At 38.4% G+C, this 17,451-nt stretch carries 15 protein-coding genes and 1 other annotated feature; all 15 genes read left to right on the top strand.

The annotated features are described in order from the left end of the window. Positions 1-85 precede the first annotated feature (85 nt). The 15 genes from GVV20_RS00265 (at position 86) to GVV20_RS00195 (ending at position 17,356) form a co-directional block, all read left to right on the top strand. The gene (locus GVV20_RS00265; RefSeq protein ID WP_159812615.1) at positions 86-991 is read left to right on the top strand and encodes an ABC transporter ATP-binding protein; all 906 of its coding nucleotides are present in this window, start codon (positions 86-88) and stop codon (positions 989-991) included. Further along, positions 988-2,214, top strand: coding sequence for an ABC transporter permease (locus GVV20_RS00260; RefSeq protein WP_159741501.1), 1,227 nt, complete (start codon positions 988-990; stop codon positions 2,212-2,214). The genes GVV20_RS00265 and GVV20_RS00260 overlap by 4 nt, the downstream gene beginning before the upstream one ends. 154 nt (positions 2,215-2,368) lie before the next feature. After that, positions 2,369-2,440: a sequence feature (ribosomal protein L21 leader region), on the top strand. Positions 2,441-2,455: 15 nt separating this feature from the next. Beyond that, on the top strand, positions 2,456-2,770 hold the full coding sequence (rplU, locus tag GVV20_RS00255) for a 50S ribosomal protein L21 (RefSeq protein ID WP_159636345.1): 315 nt from the start codon (positions 2,456-2,458) through the stop codon (positions 2,768-2,770). A gap of 3 nt (positions 2,771-2,773) precedes the next feature. Then, positions 2,774-3,094, top strand: coding sequence for a ribosomal-processing cysteine protease Prp (locus GVV20_RS00250; RefSeq protein WP_159648486.1), 321 nt, complete (start codon positions 2,774-2,776; stop codon positions 3,092-3,094). After that, a complete protein-coding gene (gene rpmA, locus GVV20_RS00245) occupies positions 3,091-3,375 on the top strand; it encodes a 50S ribosomal protein L27 (RefSeq protein ID WP_159636341.1) in 285 nt (94 codons plus the stop codon). Before GVV20_RS00250 ends, rpmA begins: the two co-directional genes overlap by 4 nt. Before the next feature lie 54 nt (positions 3,376-3,429). Beyond that, entirely contained in the window at positions 3,430-4,713 is a 1,284-nt protein-coding gene (gene obgE / locus GVV20_RS00240; RefSeq protein WP_159648485.1) for a GTPase ObgE, read from the top strand. A gap of 99 nt (positions 4,714-4,812) precedes the next feature. Further along, positions 4,813-5,400, top strand: a complete 588-nt coding sequence (ruvA, locus tag GVV20_RS00235) for a Holliday junction branch migration protein RuvA (RefSeq protein WP_159741502.1) — start codon at positions 4,813-4,815, stop codon at positions 5,398-5,400. Positions 5,401-5,402: 2 nt separating this feature from the next. Beyond that, positions 5,403-6,416: a Holliday junction branch migration DNA helicase RuvB gene (ruvB, locus tag GVV20_RS00230; protein ID WP_159741503.1), complete on the top strand. Its 1,014-nt coding sequence runs from the start codon at positions 5,403-5,405 to the stop codon at positions 6,414-6,416. A 3-nt stretch (positions 6,417-6,419) separates the two neighbouring features. Beyond that, positions 6,420-7,517 (top strand): undecaprenyldiphospho-muramoylpentapeptide beta-N-acetylglucosaminyltransferase, encoded by a 1,098-nt coding sequence (gene murG, locus GVV20_RS00225; protein WP_159741504.1) that lies wholly within the window; start codon positions 6,420-6,422, stop codon positions 7,515-7,517. Further along, the gene (locus GVV20_RS00220) at positions 7,498-8,322 is read left to right on the top strand and encodes a cell division protein FtsQ/DivIB (RefSeq protein ID WP_159812617.1); all 825 of its coding nucleotides are present in this window, start codon (positions 7,498-7,500) and stop codon (positions 8,320-8,322) included. The genes murG and GVV20_RS00220 overlap by 20 nt, the downstream gene beginning before the upstream one ends. Positions 8,323-8,364: 42 nt before the next feature. Next, entirely contained in the window at positions 8,365-8,724 is a 360-nt protein-coding gene (locus tag GVV20_RS00215; protein ID WP_159636329.1) for an Asp23/Gls24 family envelope stress response protein, read from the top strand. Continuing rightward, positions 8,724-10,343 carry a DAK2 domain-containing protein gene (locus GVV20_RS00210; RefSeq protein ID WP_159741321.1) on the top strand — a complete coding sequence of 540 codons (1,620 nt, stop codon included), beginning with the start codon at positions 8,724-8,726 and terminating at the stop codon, positions 10,341-10,343. Before GVV20_RS00215 ends, GVV20_RS00210 begins: the two co-directional genes overlap by 1 nt. A 26-nt stretch (positions 10,344-10,369) precedes the next feature. Next, the gene (locus tag GVV20_RS00205; protein WP_159741320.1) at positions 10,370-12,328 is read left to right on the top strand and encodes an ATP-dependent DNA helicase RecG; all 1,959 of its coding nucleotides are present in this window, start codon (positions 10,370-10,372) and stop codon (positions 12,326-12,328) included. A 28-nt stretch (positions 12,329-12,356) separates the two neighbouring features. Next, positions 12,357-13,037, top strand: a complete 681-nt coding sequence (gene rnc / locus GVV20_RS00200; RefSeq protein WP_159741319.1) for a ribonuclease III — start codon at positions 12,357-12,359, stop codon at positions 13,035-13,037. Between the two features lie 17 nt (positions 13,038-13,054). Further along, a complete protein-coding gene (locus GVV20_RS00195; protein ID WP_159741318.1) occupies positions 13,055-17,356 on the top strand; it encodes a PolC-type DNA polymerase III in 4,302 nt (1,433 codons plus the stop codon). Positions 17,357-17,451: the final 95 nt, after the last annotated feature.

Here is a 17,451-nt window from a genome sequence, read left to right as displayed (position 1 = left end):
ACGGGCTCTTTTTTATAAAATCCTTGCATTTCTTATATAGTGTGTTACATTACTAACATAGTGCCACAAGAAACGAGGGGAAACAATGAAACTAACTTTTCATAAAGTAAATAAGTACTTTGGGGAAAAACATGTACTTAAAGATATTTCATTCACAGTCAAGTCAGGTCAAATTTTTGGCTATCTTGGTCGAAACGGAGCAGGGAAAACAACTTCATTAAGAATTTTAATGGATGTTTTTGCAGCAAGTGATGGAACCATCACGATAGATGATAAGCCATTTAAACCTGGCGATTATAAAATAGGTTATTTACCAGAAGAACGCGGTATGTATTCAAAGACACTCGTAAAAGATCAATTATTGTATTTTGCGATGCTTCGGGGAGCAACACGTCAACATGCTCAAGAATCAATTGAATATTGGTCCAAGAAATTTGGCGTAGACATTTATCTAAATAGTAAACTTGAAACCTTATCAAAAGGAAATCAACAAAAAGTTCAAATCACACAAGCATTTCTCAATGAACCGGATATTCTGATTCTTGATGAACCATTTAGTGGGCTTGATCCCGTCAACTCACAAGTATTCCAAGATGCCTTGACTGAATATATTTCAGATGATCGGATTATTATATTCTCAAGTCATCAGATGTCATATGTTGAAACATTTTGTGATGACATTGCAATCATAAATTTTGGGCAGATTATTCTAAAAGGATCACTAGAAGCAATCAAACAAGAGCGCGGGATGAATAAAGTGAAACTCGTCTTGAATACACCGAATGAAGCTTTTGAACAGCTCCTAAATACAAAGGGTGTTACTGTTGAGCATGACAATAAAACAATGATTCTAACATTGCCAGAAACAATGACCCATCAAGAACTTCTTGAATTTACCATTAAAGAAGGTATGGCGATTACATTGTTCAGTGACTATACACCAAGTCTACACGATATTTTTGTTGATGTTGCGGGAGGAACTAATGCATGAAAAATCTAAGCACAGTATTTCGATTTGAATTCCTAGAAATGGCAAAGAAACGATCAACAATTATATCCACGCTTGTTATTACGATGATTCTTGTGGCAATGACGTTTGTGCCAAGTCTTTTTCTCAATAAAGGTTCAAGTGATAATACAAGCACTACGACCGAACCTGAGACGTATGAGACACTTGGAGTTGTCGTAGACGACACGTCAATCCATGCACCAGTCTTCAAAGCGTTACCGGGAATTCACGTTTATTCATCCGAAACAGCACTAAAAGAAGCAGTTGAAGATGAAACGGTGACAGATGGAATAATTATAAAAAGTGATACAAGCTACTCAATGTTAACTTTGAAGAGCTCAATGTTTAATCAAAATCAACAAATTGTTGAAGCAATCATGACACAAAATGTCATCGATACTAACTTGGCTCAAAAAGGCATCGATCCTAACCAAGTGCGCGAAGCATCTACAGTGTCACTAAGCAATAGTGTACAAATACTTGGAAAAGATGCATCCCAAAGCACATTTGTAGCGTTTGGTGTATTATTCGTCTTATATATGTTGATTCTCTTGTACGGTCAATCGGTTGCGACATCCGTTGCACGTGAAAAAGATAGCCGTACGATGGAATTATTAATCACAAGTACAAAACCTAAAGTGTTAATTCTTGGGAAAGTACTGGCGGTCGGCCTTATTGGAATCTTACAAGTTGTTGTCATGATTCTTGGATTGACTTTGGGATACATGATTAACAAAGGGAATTATCCAGAATTTATTACCGCAATGATTCAAGCATCAATTACCTGGGATGCTGCACTCATTTATGCAATTTTCTCAATTTCAGGTTATTTCTTATATCTATTTATCTTTGCATCACTTGGATCACTCGTAACAAAAGTCGAAGATGTTTCCTCGGCTGTCACACCAATAACATTTGTATTTGTAATTGCTTATCTACTCGCATCATTTGCGATGGGAATGCCAGATGCCACAGTGATTAAGTTTGCATCATATATTCCGTTTGTATCACTCTTTACAACACCGATTCGTTATATGATGACGACAGTTCCCGTTTATGAATTAGTGGCATCGTTAGTGCTAATGATTGGTGTTACGGTGGCGATTGCGAATCTTTCCATTTACATCTACCGTAAAGGGTCGTTAAACTATGGAAACCGGATGAAATTCTCTGATATCCTCAAACAACGTAAATTTAAAGATTAGAGAAATCTCAGCTACAATTACGACATAAAATATGCTAAAATAGTCGTTGTTGTAAGAAAACGAAAAAAATGCTTAAAAAGTCGATGGATACTAGACATATGATAATTCATAGGCTATAATGTTAAGGCATAAAAAGGCGTAAGTTGCATGTCCGAAAGGCGTACAACCGCACATAGCTAAGGTTTAAGCGAGAAATCCACCTTAGGTGGCGAGTCTTATGGCAAATTGAAGGAGGTGTACTATGTACGCAATTATTGAAACAGGTGGAAAACAAATCCTCGTTGAGAAGGGACAAACTATCTTTGTTGAAAAGTTAGATGTTCAAGAAGGAGAAGAAGTTGTTTTTGAAACAGTTGTTGCTGTTAAAAACCGCACATTAAAAGTTGGTGCTCCTTATGTTAAAGGTGCTTCAGTTACAGCTAAAGTTGAAAAACAAGGAAAAGCTAAGAAGATTATTGTCTTCAAATACAAATCCAAAAAAGGTTCAACTCGTAAAAAACAAGGTCACCGTCAACCATACACACGTTTAGTTGTCGAAGACATTATCTCAGGATAATCAATGATTAAAGTATCCGTTTTAACAAAGGACAATCAGTTCCAGTCAATGGAAGTGAGTGGCCATGCGGGTTCCGGTGAACCGGGCTTTGACTTGGTCTGTGCTGGAGTAAGTAGTATTATGACTGGCGCACTTAATGGTTTTGATACTTTGGATAACACTGTTGACTTGACTATGACACAAGAACCACTTGTTAAAATTGAAATATTAAATCAATCTGATCTTAATCAAAAACTCTTTGAGTTTGTGTTGATTCAATTAAAAACGATTGAATTTGCACACCCAGAATATATTGAAATCAACGAAAAGGAGGTTATTTCATGAAATTCTTATTAGATATCCAATTATTTGCTTCTAAAAAGGGAGTAGGTTCAACAAAAAACGGTCGTGATTCACATTCAAAACGTCTTGGTTCAAAGGCTGCTGATGGACAAACCGTAACTGCTGGTACAATTCTTTACCGTCAACGTGGTACTAAGATTCATCCAGGTTCAAACGTTGGACGTGGTGGCGATGATACATTATTCGCTAAAGTTGAAGGCGTTGTTAGATTTGAGCGTATCGGCAAAGGCCGTAAATGCGTTTCAGTTTACCCAGTTGCTTAAATTTTAAACCAAATCCCCTCTAAACTGGGGATTTTTAATTGAGAGGATGATATTATGTTTGTCGATCGCGTTAATATAAAAGTAATCGCAGGAGATGGTGGCGATGGTATGGCATCATTTCGTCGTGAGGCATTTGTGCCGCTTGGCGGACCATACGGTGGCGATGGTGGAAAAGGGGCAGATATTGTATTTGTTGCTGATTCCAATAAGTCTACATTATTAGACCTTCGTTTTAATCGTGTCATCAAAGGGAAACATGGCCAAGCAGGTAAAAATAAAAAAATGCATGGACGTGCTGCGGAACCTGTCATCTTAAAAGTTCCGGTAGGAACAGTCGTTTACGATGACGCAAAAGGTGTTGTTATTGCGGATTTAACGGAACATGGACAACGTGAGATTATCGCTCATGGTGGACGTGGTGGCCGTGGAAACACCCGCTTTGCAACTGCCAATAATCCTGCACCTCACTATGCTGAAAAAGGTGAGTTAGGTGAAGAACTAGAAATTACAATTGAATTAAAACTCTTAGCGGATGTCGGAATTATTGGTTTTCCTTCAGTTGGAAAATCAACACTCTTATCTGTTATAACACGTGCAAAACCTGAAGTTGCAGATTACCACTTTACAACAATCGTTCCCAACTTAGGAATTGCTTCCAGTCCTGACGGCCGTTCTTTTGCGGTTGCGGATATGCCAGGATTAATTGAAGATGCCCACCTTGGAAAAGGTTTGGGTCATGTCTTTTTGAAACATATCGAGCGAACACGTGTTTTAGTACATGTTGTGGATATGGGTGCAGAAGATGGGCGTGATCCTGTTGAGGATTATCGTGTCATCAATGAAGAACTCGAAAAATATGATGCAACGCTTATGAATAAACCAATGGTGGTTGTAGCGAATAAAATGGACTTAGAGGTTGCTTCTGGTAATCTTGAACGTTTCAAAGCCGCATATCCAGAGGTTGAAGTCTTTGAACTAATTACAATGGTTGGTGATGGAATTGAATCACTTCTTTATCGTGTTGCAGATATTCTTGATGAGCATGTTGAAGAAGCTGTTGTTGAGCAAAGTAAAGCGGTTGTTTATAAATATGAAGCACCCCGTAGAAGCTTTGAAATCGAACGTATTAATGAAACAAAATGGCGTGTTAGCGGCGATAGTATCGACCGTATGTTCCGTCAATTTGATTTTGATTCAGAAGAATCGGCAGTTCAATTTGGTCTGTCCATGAAACGTTTAGGTGTTGACCAAGCACTTCGTGATGCTGGCGCACGTGATGGTGATGTTATTATTCTATCCGATGTACAGTTCATATTTGAAGAAGGCGAAGCCTACTAAAAGCAAACCCCGAGACACTCGGGGTTTTTTCATTATAATTCCATATCGTAATCAGTACTCAATGAAGGCTAAATATGGTAAAATATATTCGGTGATAAAATGATCGCATATATATCAGGAACGGTCGTAAATCGGACCGAAGATGCAATAATTATTGATAATCAAGGAATTGGGTACTATATCTATTATGGTAGACCCGAAACAGTCGCACTAGATACACAAATGATTGTTCATACGTACCAGCATGTACGCGAGGATGCAATCATTCTTTTTGGCTTTGAGAGTAGACAAGATCTTGCTGTGTTTACACAACTCATTAGTGTTAAAGGAGTTGGACCCAAAACAGGTCTGGCTATCTTATCGAAAGTATCGCCTCAGGATCTTATTCTTGCGGTCGATCAAGAAGATTTAAAGTTCTTAAAAACCCTACCAGGTGTAGGGCCAAAGATGGCATCACAAATCTTACTAGATCTTAAAGGTAAGTTTGTTTCTACAGGTAGCGATGTACCAAAAACAGAAAAAATATCAACAAACATAGAAGAAGCAATGGATGCACTCATGACCTTAGGGTTCAAGCGTGCTGAAGTTGGTTCCATTAAAAACGAGCTCACGTTGCATGAGCAACAAGATGTGAATGCGCTCATTAAGTACGGATTACAGTTAATGAATGCTAGAAGGCGAGGATAGTGATGACACGAGTTGTTTCGGGAGAACCGATAGAAACTAACCAAGACTTCGAAGAAGCGTTACGTCCACATTCCTTGGAAGAATACATTGGACAACATGCCTTAAAAGAAAATCTTAGAATATTTATTGAAGCAGCACGCAATCGAAATGAAACAATTGATCATTTGCTTTTTTATGGACCTCCAGGTCTTGGAAAAACCACACTTGCTTATATCATTGCTCATGAGATGGAGACAGGCATTAAGGTAGCGAGTGGACCCAGTATTGAACGAAGTGGTGATCTTGCTGCAATATTATCAAGTTTAGACCCAGGAGATGTCCTCTTTATTGATGAAATTCACCGTCTCCCTAAAGTTGTTGAAGAAGTGCTCTATTCTGCAATGGAAGATTTCTCCATAGACCTTGTCGTTGGAAAAGATTCTTCAACCCGAAGTATTCAAATTGATTTACCACCATTTACACTTGTGGGTGCCACGACGCGTGCAGGAGACCTTTCGAGTCCATTACGAGATCGATTTGGTATTATCTCAAAATTGGAATACTATTCGCAAGAAGAACTTGAGGATATCGTGACACGTACAGGTCGTGTAATGGAAACAGAAATTAAAGGTCTAGCAGTCTCTGAAGTAGCCAAACGTTCCCGTGGAACTCCACGAATTGCAAACCGTTTATTCCGTCGAGTTCGTGACTTTGCCCAAGTTCTAAATGATAATCTTATCGATTTAGAAATTACACAACATGCTCTTGATAAACTAAAAGTAGATAGTTTGGGTCTTGATGATGTTGACTTACGTTATCTTAGAGGAATTATTGAACGGTTTGATGGTGGCCCTGTTGGAATTGAGGCATTAGCAGCATCAATCTCAGAAGAAACAATGACGCTAGAGGACGTTTATGAACCTTATTTATTACAACTTGGATTTATTAATCGAACACCACGAGGCCGTGTCGCGACACCCAAAGCCTATGAGCATCTAAAAATCACGACACAATCTAGCCTTTTTGAACAGGAGTAACATATGAAAATTTGTATTGTAACTGGCGGTAGTGGCGGACATATTTACCCTGCGATAACCTTTGCCGATTATGTAAAAAAGACAACCGATAATGAAATATTCTTTATTGGAAATGATCATAAAATGGAGTCGTGGATAGTACCAGATTCGGGTTATCCGTTCTACTCAATTCACAATTTAGGACTTCAAGGAAGTAAAATCGATCGTATCAAGGCAGTTTTCTCACAATATGGTGCGTACAAAGCAGCAAAGAAACATCTAAAAGCACTTAAACCTGATGTTGTGATCGCGTTTGGTGGTTATGTAAGTGCACCGGTCGCGTTTGCTGCAAGCAAACTTAAAATACCTTTAGTATTGCATGAACAAAATGCATTTCCAGGTAAAGCGAATAAGATGGTTGCGGATAAGGCGCAAGCAATTATTACATGCTATCCTGAAGCATTTTCGGACATGCCACAAGTTCATTATCTTGGAAATCCTCGCGCGTCATTAGTGCATGAAACGATTGATTCAATACCTGAACAGACGCGTTTGAATTTGAAAACATCGTTACCGACGGTGCTGATTGTTATGGGATCTCAAGGTTCGACATCAATGAATGAGAAACTCAAAACCTTTGTCAAAAATTTTGATAATGACGCATATCAAGTCATTGTAACGACTGGGCCACTACATATCGCTTCATTTAAAGAGGCGGTTGGAGACGTTCATGAAAATATTCGAATTGAAGGATTTGTGGACCAAAAGGCCTTACTTCCAATTGTAGATTTAATTGTATGTCGCAGTGGTGCATCAACGATTGCAGAAATTCAATCGTTCGGTTTGGCATCGTTACTGATTCCCAGTCCACATGTTGCGAATAATCATCAGTATTACAATGCAAAATCATTATTTGATCAAGATGCTTGTGATATGATGCAGGAAAATGAAATTACTGATACAAATCTTAACGAACGCGTTGAATCGCTTTTATCTGATTCAGTACGACGCGAATCGTTAGGAAACAATGCACATAAGATGGCGATGCCAAATGCGGTGCGTGATATCACAGAACTGGTGACAAGGGTGGTGGACCAACAACGTGAGAAAAAACAAATTTGAACCAATTGAAGAGAATAGCGGTGATGATTCACTAAAAAAAATCAAAGCGGATCTTGAACATAAAAAACGTGTCGAGAAGAAACGAAAACGAAAGCGATTTATGTCGCGATTCTTTAGACTCTGCATAGTTTTGGCAATTGTTGCTGGCATTTATGTGTTTGATCAAAGTCAGTATTCGCGAATTCGCGAGATTCGGATTGAAGGAAACCATGTTGTTTCGGAAATGGAAATTCGCGAAGCAATGGGAATTAACGAAGGGGATCGAATGATTCTCAAGCTTCCTTTTCTGGTAGATCGTAAGACATCATCGATACCGGGAGTTGATAATACATCGAGTAAGATGTATTATACACAAGGAATCTTAACCATAAATGTTACAGAAGATGCAGCGATAGGGTATGAACCGACTGGAAATAGCAATTTTAGAATTTTATTTTCAAATGGAGCAGTGAAAGAAATATCAAAGGATTCACTATCCGCAATATTAGGACTTCCGGTTTTCGTTGGTTTTGATGAGAATACGCTTTCAAAGCAGTTATTAAACGCTTTTGGAGCATTGGATCCTGGGATTCTCAACGCAATATCTGAAGTACACATTGGACAAGTTCAGTATGATCCAAGTGTGATGACACTGGTTATGAATAACAATTATACTGTTTTTATTAAGACAGAAACTTTACCTCAAATGAAGAGTTATGCTAGTATAGTAAGTGCTAATCAAACTGATGATCGCTGTATCATCATAAATGAACACGGGCCGACATCGGACTCGGCGATAGCAAGTATTGTACCGTGTACACCATAAAACAAAAAACAAACCTATATAAACACAGAGGAGGAGAAGAATATGGCAATCGAAAAAACAAATGAGTTTGGAAAGATTTCAGTTTCGAATGATGCAATTGCGATGCTAGCCGGAGGTGTCATAACAGAAAGTTATGGTGTCGTAGGTATGGCTTCTCAACAAGTATTTAAAGATGGACTTGCTGAGTTACTCAAAGGGGAAAATTACTCAAAAGGTGTAATCGTACGTAAAACAGATGCAGGTTACGATTTGGATGTTTACATTATTGTTAGTTATAATGTAAAAATCTCAGAAGTAGTTTTAGAAGTTCAAAAGAAAGCGAAGTATATGCTTGAAAAGTCATTACAACAAGAGTTCAACTCAATTAATGTCTTTGTTCAAGGGATCAAGGTAGTGAAATAATGAAAACAATAAATGGTGATATCTTTTTAAAGATGCTTCAAAGTGGAGCAAACAATCTAACAAATAAATACAACGAAATCAATGCACTGAATGTTTTCCCTGTTCCAGATGGTGATACAGGTACAAACATGAACTTGACATTTACAAGCGGATTGAATGATGCAAAGAAAGTGATGACATCAAACATTGGTGAACTTTCAAAAACATTATCTCGTGGACTTTTAATGGGAGCTCGTGGAAACTCAGGAGTTATCCTTTCTCAAATTTTCCGTGGGTTTGCACAAGCTGTTGAAGGAAAAATGGAAGTTAATGTCAATGAATTGGCAGATGCCTTTGTTAACGGAAAAGTTGTTGCGTATAAAGCTGTTATGCGTCCTGTTGAGGGTACAATTTTAACTGTGCTTCGTGAAAGTGCTGATGCTACTCGTAAATTTGTTGATGAAAATCCAGAAATCGATGTTATCGAATTTTTCGAAGTGTTAGTGCGTGAAGCAAATATTTCGCTTGATAATACACCAGAACTATTACCAGTACTCAAAGAGGTTGGTGTTGTTGACAGTGGTGGTAAAGGTTATACAACTGTATTAGAAGGATTCCTTTCAGAATTAAAAGGTGTTTCAATTGACCTTATTGAAGGTGCGAACGATGTCGAAGCAGCTCAAACTGATTTTGAACACGATGAATTTGGTTACTGTACAGAATTCATTATTAAAGTTGACGAAACATCGACCGATCGTTACAACGAAGACAAGTTACGTTCACAATTGGAAGCAATTGGAAATTCACTCGTTGTTGTGACGGATGAAGACATCGTTAAAGTTCACGTCCATACATTAACGCCTGGTAACGCGTTAAATATCGGACAAAAATACGGTGAATTCGTTAAGCTAAAAATTGAAAACATGACTGAGCAACACAACACAATTTTAGATGCTGAATCAAAAGCAAAAGAAATTGCACATAGCAAATATGCAATCGTTTCTGTAGCTGCAGGATCTGGTGTTGAAGCGATGTTTAAAGAGTTACGTGCTGATCACATCATCAGCGGTGGTCAAACAATGAATCCATCGACGGAAGACTTCATTGCAAAAATTGAAAGTATTAATGCAGATCACATTTTCATCTTGCCAAATAACTCAAATATTATAATGGCAGCTAAACAAGCTCAAGATATTCTTGAAGATAAAGACATTCATGTACTTGAAACAAAAACAATTCCGCAAGGTCTTGCAGCATGTGTGATGTTTAATCCAGATGTTGATGTACAAGAAAACCTAGAAGAAATGCTTGAAGCAATTTCAAATACTAAAACAGGTCAAGTAACCTATGCGATTAAAGATACAATGTTTGAATCTCTTGAAATTAAAGCAAATGATTTCATGGGAATTCTCGAAAAAGATATCGTGGTTACAGGTACAGAACGTATCGATGTAACACAATCATTAATCGATAAACTTATTACAGAAGAAAACGAATTGGTAACATTAATCACAGGTGAAGGTGTTGCTGAAGAAGAAGTAGAAACTGTTGTAGCACATATTGAATCAAATTATGATGTCGAAGTTGAAGTCATTGACGGACAACAACCGGTCTACTCATACATTATTGGAGTTGAATAAGAGCGATTTTCGCTCTTTTCTCTTATATGAAATTAACTGATAAGCAAAATCGAATCATCGAAACTTTTGATTATTCTTCACCTGAGCAGTTTCTAAATCATTATCCTTACCGTTACGATTCGTATGAAGCAAAGTCAATTGATGAGTGGGTCGAAGGTGAAACTGTTGTATTTGAAGGAAAACTAGCATCTGGTTTTAGAACAGTGCGCTTCAAAGGAAATCAAAGTGTCACAAACTTCCAGGTATTCTCAGACGATACGTTAATTAAAGTGTCAATTTTTAATCGTCCTTTTTTGCGTGATTACCACTATAAAGAAGGAATTGTCGTTATAGGAACGGTACAAAGTGATCATAAGGTGATGGCAAAGACCGTGACCAATAAGCCCCTTGAGGAGACTTTGGGATTAAAACCGAGCTATCCATTAAAAGCTGGAATAAAAAATTACGAAGTTGAAAGATTGATTAAGAAAATTTTGGAATCAATACGAATTGAAGAAACGGTTCCGGCAGTTTATAAAGACGCCTACCGACTTCAATCGAAGCAACAGGCACTGCAGTGGATTCATAGACCTCAAACCAAAGAGCAACTTATGGCTGCACTTCGTACACTAAAGTATGAAGAGTTTTTACGTTACCATTTATCAGTCGCGCTGAATCAATCGGGTTTTTCATTCGGTATCGCTAAGCCAATCTCAAACGATGTGTTGAAGTCGTACTTAAACCAACTGCCATATGACTTAACAAAAAGTCAAAATGATGCGCTGTCTGAGATCTTGAATGATATTCGAAGTGACCAACAAATGCACCGATTATTGCAAGGCGATGTTGGGTCTGGAAAAACAGTCGTTGCATTTTTAAGTGCGATTTCAGCTATTAAGGCAGGTTATCAAGTTGTTTTTATGGTGCCTACGGAAATTCTAATGAACCAACATCTTGCGGCTTTTAAATCACTGTTTCCTGACATTACGGTAGTGGGACTCTCTCAAAACACTGAAGAACGAAAAATTTGTTTAGAAGGAATAAGGACTGGGTCGGTGTCTTTTGTAATTGGGACACACGCAGTGCTCACTGAAGATGTCATCTTTAACAATCTTGGATACGTGATTATTGACGAGCAACATCGTTTTGGTGTGCGCCAACGACAAACTCTTATTGACAAAGGGAAGATGGTCGATGTTTTGATGATGTCAGCGACGCCAATTCCTCGAACATTAGCAAATAGTTTGTATTTCGATTTAAGTGTATCTACAATTTCAGGTTATCCAAGTCATCGAAAGTTGACTGAAACATTTGTGATTAAAGAAAACTCTCTGAGAAGCATCATTGACGATTTGAATCATGTTTTAAATGAAGGTGAACAAATTTATGTGGTATGTGCTGCGATTGAAGAAGGGGAACGTCCAAATGTAAAAAATGTTCACGACATCTACAAGAATTTGAGTCAAGTCTTTAAGGGGCGTCATGTTGGGATGCTTCATGGTAAAATGACCAGTTTTGAAAAAGATATTGTGATGGCAACTTTCAATGCAGGGAACATTGATATTCTTGTTACAACTACTGTCATTGAAGTGGGTGTGGATGTCCATAATGCGAATACGATGGTAATTTATAACGCAGAACAGTTTGGATTGGCTACATTACATCAACTGCGCGGTCGTGTAGGTCGTGGTCGTATTCAAGGCTGTTGTTTCTTGCTTAGCAGCTCTGATACTGATATTGCGGAAGCACGATTGAATGCCTTGGCATCATCGCATGACGGATTCGAATTATCGATGATGGATATGCGAATGCGTGGAATTGGTGATGCATTGGGCTTTCGACAGTCGGGAGTTCCTAACTTCATTCTTGGTGACATCGAAAAAGATGAAAAAATATTATATCAGGCAAAAATTGATGCAAAGCATATCTCCGAGGACAAAGAGAACCCAGAGTATAAAGCAATCATAAATTCGGTCTTATCACAAGACTATTTTAAGACAACTTAATCGTGTATAATAAACGCAGGTGATAAACATGACACAATGGGATTTATTGGATTCGTTAGGAATCCCTTATAACAATAAAAAATTAATAGAGCATGCTTTCGTGCATTCATCATATGTGAATGAAGCACCGGTTGCTCTTGAAGATAACGAACGTCTTGAATTTATGGGTGATGCTGTTCTACAGATTACCGTTTCAGAACGTCTTTTCAAACATCCGGACTATTTCAGTGAAGGTGATATGACACTTTATCGTGCCAAGCTTGTTTGTGAAGAAGCGTTAGCTGATTACAGTCGACTTTTAAAATTAAATGACTATCTTTTACTGGGAACAGGTGAAGAGCGTAATGGTGGCCGTCAACGCCAGTCTATAATTGCTGATTTGTTTGAGAGTTTTATCGGTGCTGTCTATCTCGATAGTGGGATTAACAGTGTTAATAAAATACTGGATGTTGTCCTTAAAGAAGTCTTTGAAGATCTCCAGTCGTTAAGCATTACGGATTACAAAACGAAACTGCAAGAATTTATTCAAGCGGATTCTCGTAAGTCAGTAAGCTATGATGTCATTAATATTACGGGGCCTTCCAATGCTCCTGAGTTCGAAGTTGTCGTAAAATTGGATGACCTTATCTTTGGTCTTGGTAAAGGAACGAGTAAGAAAAAAGCAGAACAACAAGCTGCTAAAGATGCATTTCAAAAACTTGTAAAATAATAAAGGAGTGACGGTACGTGCAACAATTATTAAATACGATCAAAATTAATAAAGACTATCTTCCATTTTATGAAGATGCAAGCGTCGAGTCAGTCCGTTATAATCAATCAGAAAAGGTACTCGAGTTAATCCTCAAGGTAAACAGTGTGTTACCTTTTTCTGTCTTTGAGGACTTCGTACGTAAATTACAACTTAACACCAAATCTAAGGCAAATGTGACGGTGATTGCGCAATCAATGACGATAACAGCTTTAGATATGAATCGTTATGTGAATCTTGTCGCATCACGTTTGGCATTACGTGCCATAAAAGATGCTCACTATACACTTGATGATACCAATCTCACAATTATTTGCGATAATGAATCACATCGTTTAGATGCTGACCGTCAATTGGACGCACTTATTGAAGGTCTGAAAGCTTTTGGAATTCATTGTGATGTTTTAACGCAAGTTCGTGTAGATAATCTTGAAAAAGAAATCGTAGTGATGCCACAAATGAAACGTCCAGATGATTATCAAGAGCGCAAGACCGTATCGCGTCAGCCGCGTCGTGGAGGTAAAGATTATAATACCGTTGCGATGGAAGTCTTGACGGATGAAGCACATAATGTGGCTGTTACAGGGGAAATCTTCGAAGTAGAAGTTCGCGAAACCCGTACTGGAAACTTTATTGTTAAGTATTACATTTCAGATGGTAAAGCTGCAATTGTGATTACAGACTTTGCAAAAACTGAAGAGGAAATTATCAAAAAAGGAAAATGTATCAAGGTTTACGGAAATTACATTTTTGAACCACGATTTGAAAAAGATTATGTTTTCAAAATGGATCGTTATGAAGAGGTTGGCGATATCTTTAAGCGCTTTGATACAGCTCAAGAAAAGCGCGTTGAATTCCATCTCCATACGAAGTTTTCCGAGATGGATGGAATCAGTGATGCATCGGAATATATGAAACAGGCTTTTGAATGGGGTCATCCTGGAATGATTATTACTGACCACACAGCTGTTCAGTCTTTTCCTAAGGCATATGGTGCTTTAAAACGAATGCGTAAAGACTATCCGGATCATGATTTCAAATTGGGTTATGGTGTGGAAATGAATCTTGTTGATCAGGACCTAAAGATTGTGAGTCATGCTCAAGGTCAGCCACTTCATAGTGGTGATTATGTTGCTTTTGACTTGGAGACAACCGGGCTATCCAACTTCTTTGATCATATCATTGAATTTGGTGCTGTTCGAATTCGAAATGGGAAAGTAGTCGAGAATTTCCAAACGTTTGTGAAACCACCGATTCCGATTCGACCATTTATAACAGAACTTACGAGTATTTCTAATGATGATGTCAAAAATGCAAAGCCGATTGAAACAGCAATTGATGATATTTTAAATTTCATGGGTGATGATCCTTTAATTGCCCACAATGCGCAGTTTGATATTGATTTTCTACAGGAAACGTTACGAAAACTTGGCCGCAAACCGCTTCAAAATGCTGTCATTGACACGCTTGATTTAGCGCGTGCGATGTATGATAACCGCCGTTCGTATCGTTTGGGTGCGATTGCACGTTTACTCAGAATTTCCTACGATGAGAGTGTCGCTCACCGTGCTGATTATGATGCGGAAGTGTTAAGTCTTGTCTTCTTAGAAATGATTCGTGATCCTCGCTTGTCTGGCTTCCAAGTCATTGATGACCTACAAACCTTGAGTGACGAAAACGGTTATTCAAAAGTTCGTAAACATCATGCGAATGTTATTGCGAAAAATGAAGCCGGTATTAAAAGCCTTTATGAGTTGATTTCCATCTCACATACCAAAAATCTTGCGTTCTTTGGGAATACATCTAAAGGGGATGCTGTCATGGCAGAACCACGGATTATCAGAGAAGAACTGGTTGCACGTCGTGAAAACTTACTGATTGGTGCAGGATGTACCTCATCGGAAGTGTTTGAAGTCGCAATGAACAAGAGCCAAGAAGCGTTGGATAAAACGATCGACTTCTATGACTATATTGAGATTATGCCCTTGGATTACTACGGGCCACAAATTTACATGGGACAGATTGAAAATAAAGAGCGTTTAGAAGCAATTCTCAATCGCATAATCGAGACCGCAACGCGTCTTAACAAACCGATAATTGCGGTAGGGAATGCGCACTATAACCATCCTAAAGAGAAAGTTATTCGTGATGTTTACATTCATTCTCAAGGAATTGGTGGGTCAAGACACCCGTTGTTCATGTTTAATGAACAAAAACGAATGAATTTTGTAGCACCCGATATGCATTTTAAATCAACCGATGAAATGCTCGCCGCGTTTGCTTGGTTGGGAGATCAAAAAGCCTATGATTTCGTTATTAAAAATCCAGTAAAACTTTTGGAGTCCATAGACGATGTGGCACCTAAAAAAGGTGAGCTGTTCACACCAAAATTGGATAATTCCGATAAACTCTTAGAAGATATCGTTTATGAAAATGCACATCGTATTTATGGCGAACAATTGCCTGAAGTCGTAAGTTCACGTATCGAACGTGAGCTAAAGTCTATTTTCGGGAATGGATTTGGAGTTATTTACTATATTTCCCATCTTCTCGTAAAAAAATCTTTAGATGATGGTTATTTGGTTGGGTCACGGGGTTCGGTTGGATCGTCGCTCGTAGCGACACTGGCGGAAATTACGGAAGTTAACCCATTACCGCCTCACTATATTTGCTTGAACTGTCACCACCAAGAGTTTTTTACGGATGGTAGTGTCTCAAGTGGCTACGATTTACCAGCGAAAGTGTGCCCAAGTTGTGGTGAACCGTTAGTTGGTGATGGACAAGATATCCCATTTGAAACGTTCCTTGGGTTTGAGGGAGATAAGGTTCCTGATATTGACCTAAACTTTTCTGGTGAATATCAAGAACATGCTCATAACTATACAAAAGAGATATTTGGGGAAGCCTATGTTTATCGTGCAGGAACCATTTCCACTGTTGCGCAGAAAACCGCTTTTGGGTATGTACTTGGCTACAATGAGAGTATGAATATTACTGATTCAACAAATGCATGGAATACTTATCTCGCATACGGTGCAGAGGGTGTCAAACGAACGACTGGACAACATCCAGGTGGAATCATCGTTGTTCCAGATTATATGGATGTTCACGACTTTACTCCGATTCAATATCCAGCGAATAACCCTGAGTCATCGTGGTATACAACTCATTTTGAGTTCCACGATATTGACGACAATGTCCTCAAACTGGATATTCTTGGACATGTTGATCCTACGGCTATGAAAATGCTCGAACGCATTACTGGAATTGACGTAAAAACAGTGCCAATGAATGACGTACCGACGTTATCACTCTTTAATAGTACGGAGGCACTCCATGTTGATGAACGAAATTATCACGAGATTACGGGTGGTCTTGGACTACCTGAGTTTGGAACACCGTTTGTTCGTGGGATGCTTGAAGCGACTAAACCGGATAAGTTTTCAGATTTAGTTCGTATATCTGGACTTTCTCATGGTACAGATGTGTGGCGCACAAATGCGGAAGACTTAATCAAAGATAAGGGCATGACACTTGATGAAGTTATTGGATGTCGGGATGATATTATGGTGTATCTTATGCATGCTGGATTACCAGCAAAAGAAGCTTTTGATATTATGGAAAGTGTTCGTAAAGGAAAAGGGTTGCGTGAGAACTGGATTGAATCCATGCGCAAGAATAATGTTCCAGAATGGTATATTGATTCATGTTTGAAAATTAAGTACATGTTCCCGAAAGCCCATGCTGTGGCATATGTTATGATGGCGAATCGTGTTGCATGGTTTAAAGTTCACCACCCAAGAGCTTACTATTGCTCATACTTTACGCTGCGTGTGAACGCGCATGAGATTGAAACACAAACCACGAACATTGAAACCGTTCAAAGCCGCATTAACAATATCAACACGCGTTTGAAAAATTTTGAAACTAAAAATCAAGTCACGATTAAAGAGAAAAACTTGATTGATACGTTAGAAGTTACCTTAGAGTTAATGAGTCGTGGATTTAAAATTAGTCCATTAGACTTGTATTATTCTGACGCTACTGAGTATAAACTGGATCCGCGTGATGAGACGGCGATTATCCCGCCATTCAACGTTGTTGATGGACTTGGAAATAACGTTGCAAATCAGATTGTGCGTGCTCGTGAAGACCGAGAGTTTATATCTAAAAAAGATCTGATGTCTCGCGGTGGAATATCTGCGACAACAGTCAAAAAACTTGATGAACTTGGTGTCACTGATCACTTACAGGAAACCAATCAAATGAGTTTATTCTAGAATCTCTCAAGATTTTATGACAACTTAAGCAAAAAAGAGTGCGACTTGCACTCTTTTTTATCTGGAACGATAGAGACACGCTATAATAAAATAAA

The organism is Erysipelothrix aquatica, from assembly GCF_009828775.2.
In the GTDB taxonomy this organism is placed as follows: Bacteria; Bacillota_I; Bacilli_A; order Erysipelotrichales; family Erysipelotrichaceae; genus Erysipelothrix; species Erysipelothrix aquatica.
Note: the sequence above shows the minus strand (reverse complement) of the source record. Positions and strands in the feature narration are given on the sequence as shown.

Bases quoted from the DNA above. Each gene is read 5' to 3' on its own strand.
- GVV20_RS00265 (WP_159812615.1), top strand. From the start codon at position 86: ATGAAACTAACTTTTCATAAAGTAAATAAGTACTTTGGGGAAAAACAT.
- GVV20_RS00260 (WP_159741501.1), top strand. From the start codon at position 988: ATGAAAAATCTAAGCACAGTATTTCGATTTGAATTCCTAGAAATGGCA.
- rplU (WP_159636345.1), top strand. From the start codon at position 2,456: ATGTACGCAATTATTGAAACAGGTGGAAAACAAATCCTCGTTGAGAAG.
- GVV20_RS00250 (WP_159648486.1), top strand. From the start codon at position 2,774: ATGATTAAAGTATCCGTTTTAACAAAGGACAATCAGTTCCAGTCAATG.
- rpmA (WP_159636341.1), top strand. From the start codon at position 3,091: ATGAAATTCTTATTAGATATCCAATTATTTGCTTCTAAAAAGGGAGTA.
- obgE (WP_159648485.1), top strand. From the start codon at position 3,430: ATGTTTGTCGATCGCGTTAATATAAAAGTAATCGCAGGAGATGGTGGC.
- ruvA (WP_159741502.1), top strand. From the start codon at position 4,813: ATGATCGCATATATATCAGGAACGGTCGTAAATCGGACCGAAGATGCA.
- ruvB (WP_159741503.1), top strand. From the start codon at position 5,403: ATGACACGAGTTGTTTCGGGAGAACCGATAGAAACTAACCAAGACTTC.
- murG (WP_159741504.1), top strand. From the start codon at position 6,420: ATGAAAATTTGTATTGTAACTGGCGGTAGTGGCGGACATATTTACCCT.
- GVV20_RS00215 (WP_159636329.1), top strand. From the start codon at position 8,365: ATGGCAATCGAAAAAACAAATGAGTTTGGAAAGATTTCAGTTTCGAAT.
- GVV20_RS00210 (WP_159741321.1), top strand. From the start codon at position 8,724: ATGAAAACAATAAATGGTGATATCTTTTTAAAGATGCTTCAAAGTGGA.
- GVV20_RS00205 (WP_159741320.1), top strand. From the start codon at position 10,370: ATGAAATTAACTGATAAGCAAAATCGAATCATCGAAACTTTTGATTAT.
- rnc (WP_159741319.1), top strand. From the start codon at position 12,357: ATGACACAATGGGATTTATTGGATTCGTTAGGAATCCCTTATAACAAT.